The organism is Herbiconiux sp. FW305-C-125 (assembly GCF_058783455.1).
Map to the genome: position 1 here is coordinate 37924 of NZ_JBYSYO010000016.1, position 11268 is coordinate 49191.

At 67.4% G+C, this 11268-nt stretch carries 10 protein-coding genes; 5 read left to right on the plus strand and 5 right to left on the minus strand.

Features of this window, described 5'->3' with window-relative positions:
• Nucleotides 1-13: 13 nt before the first annotated feature.
• On the minus strand, nt 14-682 hold the full coding sequence (locus AC3WLB_RS23420) for a TetR/AcrR family transcriptional regulator (protein ID WP_492510267.1): 669 nt from the start codon (nt 680-682) through the stop codon (nt 14-16).
• A 74-nt stretch (nt 683-756) separates the two neighbouring features.
• Here AC3WLB_RS23420 and AC3WLB_RS23425 point away from each other — a divergent pair, with 74 nt between their 5' ends.
• A complete protein-coding gene (locus AC3WLB_RS23425) occupies nt 757-1422 on the plus strand; it encodes a DUF998 domain-containing protein (RefSeq protein WP_492510269.1) in 666 nt (221 codons plus the stop codon).
• Between the two features lie 88 nt (nt 1423-1510).
• The gene (locus tag AC3WLB_RS23430; RefSeq protein WP_022897038.1) at nt 1511-2569 is read left to right on the plus strand and encodes a magnesium and cobalt transport protein CorA; all 1059 of its coding nucleotides are present in this window, start codon (nt 1511-1513) and stop codon (nt 2567-2569) included.
• An 8-nt stretch (nt 2570-2577) separates the two neighbouring features.
• Here the strand turns inward: AC3WLB_RS23430 and AC3WLB_RS23435 are convergent, their stop codons facing one another.
• The 4 genes from AC3WLB_RS23435 to AC3WLB_RS23450 are packed head-to-tail and all read right to left on the minus strand — an operon-like array spanning nt 2578 to nt 8642.
• On the minus strand, nt 2578-5508 hold the full coding sequence (locus AC3WLB_RS23435) for a beta-galactosidase (protein WP_492510271.1): 2931 nt from the start codon (nt 5506-5508) through the stop codon (nt 2578-2580).
• A 19-nt stretch (nt 5509-5527) separates the two neighbouring features.
• Nucleotides 5528-6415 (minus strand): carbohydrate ABC transporter permease, encoded by an 888-nt coding sequence (locus AC3WLB_RS23440; RefSeq protein ID WP_492510273.1) that lies wholly within the window; start codon nt 6413-6415, stop codon nt 5528-5530.
• Nucleotides 6412-7284 carry a carbohydrate ABC transporter permease gene (locus AC3WLB_RS23445; RefSeq protein ID WP_022897855.1) on the minus strand — a complete coding sequence of 291 codons (873 nt, stop codon included), beginning with the start codon at nt 7282-7284 and terminating at the stop codon, nt 6412-6414. Before AC3WLB_RS23445 ends, AC3WLB_RS23440 begins: the two co-directional genes overlap by 4 nt.
• A gap of 35 nt (nt 7285-7319) precedes the next feature.
• Nucleotides 7320-8642 (minus strand): ABC transporter substrate-binding protein, encoded by a 1323-nt coding sequence (locus AC3WLB_RS23450; RefSeq protein ID WP_492510275.1) that lies wholly within the window; start codon nt 8640-8642, stop codon nt 7320-7322.
• A 165-nt stretch (nt 8643-8807) separates the two neighbouring features.
• Between AC3WLB_RS23450 and AC3WLB_RS23455 the strand changes: the two genes are divergently transcribed.
• From AC3WLB_RS23455 to AC3WLB_RS23465, 3 genes are all read left to right on the plus strand, one after another.
• On the plus strand, nt 8808-9713 hold the full coding sequence (locus AC3WLB_RS23455; protein ID WP_492510277.1) for a nucleoside hydrolase: 906 nt from the start codon (nt 8808-8810) through the stop codon (nt 9711-9713).
• Nucleotides 9714-9739: 26 nt separating this feature from the next.
• Entirely contained in the window at nt 9740-10975 is a 1236-nt protein-coding gene (locus AC3WLB_RS23460) for a Gfo/Idh/MocA family protein (RefSeq protein WP_492510279.1), read from the plus strand.
• 11 nt (nt 10976-10986) lie between these two features.
• Nucleotides 10987-11268, plus strand: a 282-nt coding sequence (locus AC3WLB_RS23465) for a LacI family DNA-binding transcriptional regulator (protein WP_492510281.1), incomplete at its 3' end; no start/stop codon positions are given.

The following is an 11268-nucleotide window of genomic DNA, read 5'->3' on the forward strand; positions in this document are numbered from 1 at the left end:
ACCTGCTGGTGGCTCACCGGCGCGGCACGGCGTAGGCGCGCAGGAAGGCGGCAGCACCCGCCCGCGCGGCGCGATCGCGCGCCGCCGGCGCGAGGGCGGCGGGATCGAACAGGGCGCGGTCGAGGGCGGCGCCGAGCACGAGGTAGGCGAAGTGGTCCGCGGCCATGGGGGGGTCGGGAACCGCGAGCAACCCCTTCTCGTCGTACCGGCGCAGACGCTCGGCGATGGCCACGATCACCGCGTGCGGCACCCGCTCGAAGTACTCGGCCGCGAGCTCCGGAAAGCGCTGTGCCTCCCCGATCAGCAGCCGCCGCGTCGCGACGACCTGCGGCGTGACCACGGCGCGCGCGTGGGCGACGGCGAAGTCGCGGATCTCCTCCTCGACCGGTCGCACCCCCACCGGCGCCTTCACCCGCTCGGCGACGAACCGCTCGGCGGTGTCGGTGGCGCGGCCGATGACCGCCCGGAACAGTTCGTCCTTGCTGACGAACAGGTTGTACACGGTGCGTTTGGCCACGCCCGCCGCCTCGGCGATGCCGTCGACCGTGGCCGCGAGGTACCCGTGTGTGAGGAATTCGCCGCGCGCCGCGTCGAGGACGAGCTCGCGCGAGCGAACCACTCGAGGGTCGGCGCGCTCGGGTGCGGCCGGAGCCGCGCTCCCACTTGCCGTCGTGCCGCGCATGCTGCCATTATGCACTGACAAGACGTGCACTGATGAGTGCATTACTGTACTCAGCAGTGCATGAAGGAGTCGACATGACCGCAGCCACCGCCACCGGATTCGACCGTGCTGCAGCCGTCACCCGCTCGATGCTCGGCTGGGGCGTCGTGGCCGGCCCGTTCTACCTCGTCTTCGGGCTCATCCTCGCCCTCACGCGGCCCGGCTTCGACCTCGGGCGTGACGCGCTGAGCATCCTGTTGCTCGGCGATGCCGGCTGGCTGCAGGCACTCAATCTCGTGCTCGCGGGCCTCATGACGGTGGTCGCCGCTGTCGGGTTGTGGCGCACGCCGGGCTGGTCGCGCACGGCCGCGATTCTGGTCGGGGTCTATGGTCTCGGGCTGGTGCTGAGCGCCTTCGCGGCGCCCGACCGGCCGGGCAGCGGCACGGCCACGGTCGGCGGCATCCTGCATCTCGCGTTCGGCGGCATCGGGTTCGTCGCGCTCGGGGTCGCGGCGATCGTCGCGTCGGGCTGGTTCCGCCGCCGAGGGTCACGATCGGGCGCGGTGTGGTCGCTGGTGGCGGGCATCCTCGTCATCGTCGCGTTCGTGGCGGGCGGGGCGCTCTCGGCCGGGCCGGCGGGTGTGGCGCTCCTCTGGGTGGCGGTCGTCGCCGGCTGGGCGTGGCTCGCCTTCACCTGCGTGGCGGCCTATCGTGCGGTGCCGCATCCGGTGCTCGCCAACCGGCAGCCTGCCACGACCTAGCCCGTGACGATGCGGCGCGCCCGCCGGATGCCCGCCCGCGGCGCGCCTGTCACCATCCGTTCACCGACCGGTCGTATGGTCGGCATCCATGCCCCTCATCGACAACGCGGTGTACGTCGCCGGCCACCGCACCGACGACCCGAAGAGCCTCGACGAGACCTACGAGCTCATGCGCCGGCTCGGCGGCATGGCCTGGATCGGGCTCTACCGGCCGGATGCGCGGGAGATCCACTCCATCGAGACCGAGTTCGGGCTGCATCACCTCGCGATCGAAGACGCGCTCATCGGGCACCAGCGCGCCAAGCTCGAGCGGTACGGCGACACCCTCTTCGTGGTGCTGCGCCCCGCGCGCTACCTCGACGCCGCCGAGGAGGTGGAGTTCGGCGAGGTGCACGTGTTCATCGGCCCGGGCTTCGTGGTGACGGTTCGGCACGCCGAGTCGCCGAACCTCGGCGCGGTGCGGCACCGCCTCGAGGGCAACCCCGAGCTGCTCGCGCTCGGGCCTGAAGCGGTGCTCTACGCCATCCTCGACGAGGTGGTCGACGAGTACTGGCCGGTGGTGTCGGGCCTGCAGAACGACATCGACGAGATCGAGAAGCAGCTGTTCGGCGGCGACCTCGACGTGTCGCGGCGCATCTACGACCTGATCGGTGAGGTGATGGATTTTCAGCGCGCCGTGCATCCGCTCGCCGTGATGCTCGAGGGTCTGTTGCGCGGTGCCGAGAAGTACCGGGTCGATCTCGAGGTTCAGCGGGGCCTTCGCGACGTGCTCGACCACGTGCTCGCCATCGTCGGGCACGCCGACGGATTCAGGGCGACGCTGCAGAACGCGCTCACGGTTCATTCGACGCTCACCACTCAGCAGCAGAACGAGGAGATGCGCCGCATCTCGGAGGCGAACCTCACGCTCGCCGAGGACACCCGGAAGCTCTCCGAGGCGAGCATCAAGCAGGGCGACGAGGTGAAGAAGATCTCGGCGTGGGCGGCCATCCTGTTCGCGCCGAGTTTGATCGCCGCGATCTACGGCATGAACTTCGACTACATGCCCGAGCTGCACTGGGTATGGGGGTACCCGGCGGCGCTCGCCGGGATGGTGGTGATGGCGGTGCTGCTCTACAAGGTCTTCAAACGCAACCACTGGCTGTAGCGGCGGCGTCAATACTCGGTGATGGTGATGTCGTCGATGCTGAGCTTCCCGCCGTTGTGGAGACCGAAGATGATGAAGTAGTCGCTGTAGTTCTCGAGGTCGTAGGTGAAGGTGCGCGTGGTCGTCATGCCCATCGTCTCCGGTTCGTCGAACCACTGCACGAATCCGACGTCGTTGCCGTTCCCGCCCGAGGGGGTGCGGGCCAGGGTGTAGTAGGCGCCGCCCGGGAGCGGGGCCTCCAGCTGGCGGTAGGCGATCTCGATCTTGTAGCGCTTTCCGCCGTCGAGTTTCACGGCCGAGGGGTCGGAGTAGAGGAACTCGTACCACTCGACACTGCCGTCGTTCGCGCCCGAGACGGAGTAGGAACCGGCGACCCGATCGCTGCCGCTCGTGATGGTGCCGTAGTTGTTGAAGCCGTTCGTGAAGCCGCTTCCGGCGAACGAACCGGACTCGAAGTCCGCCTGGATCACGTCGAGTTCGCGCACTCGGATGTTGTCGACAGCGATGTCTCCGCCGTTCAGGATGCCCCAGACGAGGAAGTAGTCCGAACGATCTCCGGTCCTGAACGAGAACGTCTGCGATCCGACATCGCCTGCGGCGAAGGTGCGTTGGGTGAACCCCCTGTCCAGGCTCGAGCCGCCGCCCGCCGACCGTGCCAGCGAGTAGAAGGTTCCGGCGCCGTGGGCGAAGTAGTCGTAACTGACCTCGTAGTCGTGCAGGGGCTTCAGCGCGATCTTGGCGGGATCGGAGTAGAGGTACTCGGTGTAACCCGCCGAGGTCGTGCTCCCCTTGGCCGAGAAAGCTCCTGCGACGACCTCCGACGCGGCCGACGTGATGGTCCCGGCCGGCGACGCCGCGACATAGCTCGAGGAGGCGAAGCTGCCGGACTCGAAGCCCTCGGTGTCGGGCCGGCCCGTGACGCCGGGGGCGCTGGCGGGAACGATGGCGATCGAGTCGACTCGCGCGGTCGCCTGACCCGTGGTTCGCCATTCGAGCAGGTAGTCGTCGGCGGCGCCCGTCGTGAACGACGCGCTCGTCGTGCCGTCGGGCTGCGTGACCGTGGCGACGACGACATCCCCGGCCGAGCCGAGGCGGGGACTGCGCGCGACGAGCTGCAGCGCCCCGCCCGCGGCCGCCGTCACGGCGTGCTCGAACGACACCGTGTACCCGGTGGACGGGCGCAGGCGCAGGCGATCGTTGTCGGTGCGGAGGAAGGTCGCCTGCCCGGAGACGGTCGAACCCTGAACGCTCGTCGTCCCAGCGAGGGCGCTCGAGCCGGTGACGAAGCTCCCGGTGCCGCTCAGCGCCGACCAGCTCGGCGCCGTCTCGAAGTCTTCGGAGAGGAACGGTCGTGACGGAGCGGGCGTGGACGAGCCGGTGACCGTGAGCGTTCCCACCCGGAGCCGGTTCAGTTCGTCGCTGCCCTGAGCGGCGATGGCGATCGAGGATCGGCCCGACGGATCGGTGATGGCGATGCGCAGTTCGTAGGTGCCCGGCGGGATGGTGGCCGGAACCGAGTAGGTCGACGTGAAGCTCTGCGGGCTCCCGAGAGTGATGTCGTGGGTCTCGAAAGAGGAGTCGGCACCGGACCAGACGGTGTCACCGCTCGTGTCGGTGAGGGAGGCCGTGAGGTCGGCATCCCGGAACGCACGGCCGCGAGCGGTGTTGATCCAGTCGCTCGACAGCGTGAACGACGAGCCGGCTGCGATCGTGGTCGGCAGCGCGATCCGCGTCGGCGTCAGGGCATAGCCCATGCCGGCCGTGCCCTGGGCGATGAGATCCGGGCGTTCGTAGACGAACTCGTCGGCGCTCGAGTCGGCATCCCAGCCCATCAGGGTCACGTAGTTGGGGCGGTACTTCAGAGCGTCGTCGAGGGCGGTATCGGGTGAGTACGAGCGGTTGTACCCTCCCGGCTGCTTGTACTCGTCGTACCCACGCCAGAACTCGGTGATCACCGGGAGGGTCGGCCGATTCGCGAAGGTCGACTGCAGCAGGGCCATGTCGAAGGGTCGAACTGCTCCGGCGACCCCATCGCGCCGGAACGTCAGGTTGCTCTTCGTCTGCGCGTGGTCGAACGCCGACCAGCTCTCGTAGTCCGCCTGCGAGGCGGGGTCGTTGACGTCGGGGTTCAGCCCGTCGAGGAACTCGTACGAGTTGGACAGGGCGAGGATCTTGCTCGACCCCCACGCCGCCGTCCAGATGTCGATGACGGATGCGAGTGCATCCTCTCGTGCGGCGATGCTCCCGAAGCCGTCGTAGCCCGAGTGCCATTCCCCCCACGTGCCGTACCCGCGCAGATCCACCAGCGCGACCCGCGGATCGTCCTTGTACCGGTCGGCAAGGGCCGTCACGAAGGCCGTCAACTTCTGCTGGTAGACGGGGTTGCCGAGGTCGTAGTAGTAGTCGGCGTCGACCGACCGCACGGTGTAGGCGATGTTCGCGGGATCGCCGTTCGCACCCTTCGCCTCGCGCAGCCAGTCGGGCGCCCCGCCGTGGTAGTCCCAGACCAGCTCTCCGCCCTGCTCGAGCGAGTAGGTGTACGGCTCGGTGCTGATGCGGAAGTGGATCTTCTTGCCCTGCTCGGACCAGTAGTCCATCGTCTGATCGAGGAGGTCCCAGTCGTAGACCCCGTCGCTCGGCTCCAGTTCGTCCCAGGTGGAGACGATCGCGACGTTCGGAACCGAGGGCAGCGTCTGCTCGTGAGTGGTGATGCGCTGCCAGTAGGGGCCGAGCGACACGCGGTTGTCGTCGTCGGATGCGGGGAGGGCGTAGTCGACGAGCGTCCACCCCTGGTCGGGGTTACGTGGGGCGACCTCGGTGGCCGTCGGGAAGACGGTCTGGACGGTGCCGCTCACGGCGGCCGTGGCGGCGACCGGTGTGAGGGCGACCGCCGACGCCACGGTGGCGACGGCGGCGATGGCGGTGACGATGGATCGCATCAGTGAGATCTCCTTGGTGTCAGCGTTCGATGCCGGCGAGGGTGGTGCTGGTGAAGTAGCGCTGGAGGAACAGCATGAGGACAGCGGGGACGATGGTGAGGAGGATCACGCCGGCGAAGTTCTGCCCGTAGTCGGTGGCGTGTTCGGACACGGTCTTGGTGAGCGCCACGGGCGCCAATTGCATGTCGGGGTTCGTGACCACGAGAAGCGGCCAGAGGTAGGAACCCCACTGCCCGAGAAAGAGCAGAAGAGCCGTGTTCGCCAGGGCCGCCCCGCTGATGGGCAGGTAGACGGATGCCATGATCCGCGGTTCGGACGCCCCGTCGATGAGAGCTGCTTCGCGCAGCGACGGGGGCACACTCAGGAAGAACTGACGGAGGTTGAACACCGCCAGGCCGTTGCCGATACCCGGCAGGATGAGCCCGATGAAGGTGTTCGTGAGGTTCCAGTCGGAGAACTGCTGCGCCAGCGGAATGGCGATGGCCTCGAACGGCACCATGAAGCTGATGACGACGATGCCGAAGACCAGGTTGCGGAAGGGGAACCGAAGCACCGCGAGCGCGTAGGAGGCCGTGGCCGTGATCACCAGTCCGATCGCCACCGTGCCGAGGCAGACGATCAGCGAATTCGCCAACGCGCGGGCGAACCCGGTCGACAGGATCCCGGCGTAGTTCTCCCACGTCACCGAGCCGGGGACGAGAATCCCCCAGTTCAGCGAGGTGAGACTGCCGAAGATCTCGGTGGACGGCCGCACCGAACCGGACAGGATCCACACCGCCGGAACGATGAAGAGGAGACCGAGCGCGGCCGCGAGGATGGTGAGCGGAACGTTCACGCGTCGCCGGGATCGGCGCCGCATTCCGCCGTTCAGGGTCGCGGCGCGATGGGGGAATCGGAAGATCGTCATCGCTTGTCGTCGTCCTCTCGGAGAAGCCGGAACTGGAGTGCGACACAGATCAACATCACGACGGTGAGCAACATGACCTGAGCGGAGCCGGTGTACCGGTCCCCGTAGGTGAAGGAGGTTCGGAACGCCTCGAACATGAGGACGGTCGTGCTGTTCTCCGGTCCGCCGTTCGTGAGCGCCTGGATGGGGACGAAGAGCACGAAGTTGGCGATCGTGGTGGCGACGATGACGAACAGCAACGGCCGCCGGAGCAGCGGGATCGTGACCGACACGAATGTGCGGATGGGTCCCGCCCGATCGATCCGCGCCGCCTCGTAGTACTCGGTGGGGATGGCGTTGAGACCGGCGATCAGGAAGATCATCCAGTAGCCGATGCCGACCCAGGAGGCGACGAGGATGATGCTGCCCATGGCCTGGGACGGGGAGGTGAAGAAGGGCTGCGGCCCGATGCCGATGGCGCCCAGGATGAGGTTGACCGGCCCGTCCGGCCGGAGTGCGATGCCCCAGGCCACCGACGAGCCGGCGATCGGGATGAGGCACGGGATGAACATCAGCAGCCGCCAGTAGCGTGCGCCCGCGACCCGCTGCACCAGGAGGACGGCGAGGAAGAGGGCCAGGATGACCTGCAGCGGATTGATGATCAGGTTGAAGACGACGGTGCGCCAGAGGGTCTCGAGGAAGGCCGGGTCGCTGAACAGTCCGGCGTAGTTGTCGAGCCCCACCCATTCGGGAGCGACGAGGCCCCCGGGCAGACCGAACTGCATGCTCGTGAGGGTGGCGCCGATGATCGGCCACAGCCGCAGGGTGATGATGACGACGAGCGTCGGCGCGAGGAAGGCGATCGCCCACATGACCTCGCGCCGACGCATCGATGTGCGCCTCGTGATTGGCACGGATTCAGTTCCTATTTCTGGTATTTCGCCCAGGCTTTGTCGAGTTCGGCCGAGGCGTTCTCGAGTGTGCCGGCCGGATCGCTGCCGTTGCTGATGTCGGAGAACGCCGAGCCGATGATGCTCTCGAACTCGAGGTAGCCGACGGTCTGGAGACGGGGGACGCCGGTGTTCGTGGTCTCGTAGTCGATGAGTGCCGCAGCCTTCTTGCCCTCGTCGGTCTGGAAGATGTCCTTCTCCAGGTACGTGGTGAGACCGTCGGGGTTCGCCGGGAGTTCGGGTGCCGGCCGGTAACGGCTGTAGTTGCCGCCGTCATCGATGGTCATCCACTTCATGAAGATCGAGGCGGCTTCCTTGTTGGCCGAGAACGGGTTCATGGCCATCGACCACGAGCCGGTCGGGGTGGCCGCTTCGCCGCCCTCGAACATCGGATGCGCGGCGACCCCCCAATCGACGGAGTCCTGTGCGGCGAGGCGGTCGAGCATCCAGTTCCCCTCCACGAAGTACGCCGTCTTTCCGGCGAGGAAATCGGATGCGTTGTCGGTGACACCTCGCGGCGCGACGCCGTCGGCGAACAGGGAGCCGTACCACGTCATGGCCTTCTCCCAGCCGTCGTTGGTGAGCTGCGGAGTGAGGTTGCCGTCGCCGTCGGCACCGGGTCCGCCACCGAGCGACACCGGCAGCGGCTCGAGTTGGTAGTAGGTGTTCACCTGACCGAAGGTGAGACCGTAGGTGGCGCCGGCAGCCTGAGCCTTCTTGGCGTCGGCGGTCAGCTCCTCCCAGGTGATGCGGGTCTCCGGGTCGGCCGAGGGGGCCGGCAGACCTGCCTGGTCGAGCAGGGCCTTGTTGTAGTAGAGCAGCTGGGTGCTGGTCGCCAGCGGTGCCCCGTAGAGCTTGCCGTCGAAGGAGGAGCCCTCCGTCGCCGGCGGCTGCCACGCATCCGAGAGCTCGCCGAACTGCTTGCTGATGTCGAGCGCGTAACCGCGCGAAGCAAGAGCCGGAATGCGGGGCTGGTCGGCCCAGTACAGGTCCAGCGAGGTCTCCTTGTTGCCCAGCCGGGTCTCGAGAACACTGCTGAGCTGGTCACCCGGCACGGTCTGCCAGTCGATGGTGATCGTGGGATGCGCTTCCTCGAAGGCGTCCACCACGTGCTGCATGCCGTCGGTGTCGTCACCCAGGCCGGCGATGCTGACCACCGTCACCGTGGCGGTGGGATCGGTGTCGGGAATCGACCAATCGGTGGTGGCGGCGCTGCCGCTCGAGGAAGAACACCCCGCCAGGAGCAGGGCGGTGGCGGCACCGGCCGCAAGGGCGGCGGTTCGTCTGGCTGTGGACATTCACGATCTCCTTTGAGCGCTGCGGGTCGAGTCGAAGTTGACTGGAACAGATAGTGACACGAGTTGCGTAGAAATCACAACTCTCGAATTCATTTCAGTGTTTGTGCGCATTGGGCGCTCCATATGGTTAGATGACACGAGTTGCGTACTTCGAAGGAGAAATTCATGCAGAGCTATGCTCGCCTGCTCGTCGAGACGGATGTCTTCGGCGACGTCGACGACGTCGGGGCGCTCGCCGTCGCTCACCACCTCGCTGACATCGGCAGATGCGAGATCATCGCGATCGGCGTCAACACGCCCAGCCGGTTCGGAAGTCAGACGGTGAGGGTGGTCAACCGGTGGTACGGGCGACCCGGGATTCCGGTCGGCGGTCTGCTCCCGCTCGACGACTCCGTCTTCGAGCTGGACTACGCCAAGATCATCGCGGAGACGCACGCGACCGAGGGCGAGCGCACGGAGCCTCTCCCGGCGGTGCAGGTGCACCGGCGGGCGCTCAGCGAGAGCGACGACGGCAGTGTCACCGTCGTCTCGCTGGGATTTCTGAACAACCTCCGCGATCTGCTCGAGTCGGCACCCGACGAGCACAGCCCGCTCGACGGTCGCGAGCTGGTCGGCCAGAAGGTCCGACGCGCCGTCGTGATGGGCGGCTACTTCCCGACCGGTCACGAGTACAACATCACGGAGGACATCCCGGCCGCGCAGGCGTTCGTCGACACCTGGCCCACGCCGGTCGACTTCCTCGGCTGGGAGGTCGGGGCGCCGGTCGTGACGGGGAAGCGGATCTCCACGCAGGATGGCGTGATCGGCGACGCGTATCGCGCGTACAACGGTGCCGGCACCGGGCGGGAGAGCTGGGATCTGCTCGCCATGCACGCGGCCATCACCGACGACCCCGAGTTGTACCGCTTGAGCGCGCCCGGCAGGGTCGAGATCGACGCGACGGGACGGACGACGTTCCACGCCCTGGCGGGTGGCGCACATCGCTTCATCTCGCTCGCCTGCCCTCCGGAGGTCGCAGCGGCGGCCCTGGATCGCATCCTCGACGCGGCGCCCGCCCTCGCGGCCCACTGACAGCCATCACTCTGGAGATCACACACATGCCATTCACTCTTGGATTCGTCGGTGCCGGCCAGTTCGCGGGTCAATTCGCGAAGCTGTTCGCCCTGCATCCCCGGGTCGGCGACATCACCGTCACCGACCTGCTGCCGGAACGATCTGCGGCCCTGGTCGACCGCCTCGGGCTCGCGGGAACGTTCAGCAGCCTCGATGACATGCTCGCGTCGAGCGCCGTCGACGCGGTCGCCGTCTTCACCCAGCGCTGGACCCACGGTCCCATTGTCGAGCGCGCGCTTCGGGCCGGTAAGCACGTCTACTCGGCGGTGCCGATGGCCATCACCGTCGAGGAGATGGAGACCATCACCCGGCTGGTCGCCGAGACCGGACTCACCTACATGATGGGCGAGACCAGCTATTACAACCCGGCGACCGTGTACGCCAGACAGAAACTGGCGGAGGGTGCGTTCGGCCGCGTCTTCTACGCCGAAGGCGACTACGTGCACGACATGGATCTCGGCTTCTACGACGCCTATCGCTACAGCGGCGGCGAGGAGTGGAAGACGACGGCGAGCTACCCTCCGCTGCTCTATCCCACCCACTCCATCGGCGGAGTGCTCGGAGCACTGCCCACCCACGCCGTCTCCGTGAGTGCCATCGGTGTGTCCGACCAGCGAGGCGACGGCGTCTTCGATCGAGCGGTCAGCATGTTCGACAACGACTTCTCGAACGCGTCGGCCCTCTTCGAGCTCGCCGACGGCGGGGTCATGCGCACCAACGAGATGCGACGTGTCGGGTATCCCGCCCACATCAAGGAGTCGCGTTTCCGGTTCTTCGGCACCGAAGGCTCGCTGGAGCAGCTGGCCACGGTGTCGGTCTGGCAGGACAAGAACACGGTCACGGATGTCTCCGAACTCCTCCGCGCACACGCCTCGATGAGTCTCGACGACCCCGCTCTGGCGGGAGTTCCCGAAGCTCTCCGGGATGCCTTCGTGTCGGGGCACGCCCCCATCCACGACCTCACCCGTCTCCCGCGGGAGTTCGAGAACGCCCCCAACGGCCATGAAGGCGCACACCACTTCCTCGTCGACGACTTCGCGACGGCCGTCGACGAAGGCACCCTGCCGCCCATCAATGCCTGGACCGCCGCTCGGTTCACCCTACCGGGGGTGATCGCGCACGAGTCGGCCCTCCGCAACGGCGAGCGTCTCACCATTCCCGATCTCGGCTCCCCACCGGCGCACCTCAGCGATGCGTCGTCGCGGCAAGCCGTCTCCTAGAGTTGATGAGTATGGCGAGAGACCCAGCCGCACCACGACGCATGGCGGTCACGCGCGCCGACGTGGCTCGCCACGCGGGTGTGAGCCCGGCCGTGGTCAGCTACGTTCTCAACGACAGTGACCGGCCGGTCTCGTCGCACGCCCGAGCCAAGGTGCTCGAAGCCATCACCGTGCTCGGGTATCGCCCGAATGCCGTTGCTCGAGCACTACGGCGGGGCAGCACCCGCACCTTCGGCCTGCTCCTCCCGGACAGCAGCAACCCGCTGTTCGCGGAGTTGTCGCGGGAGATCGAG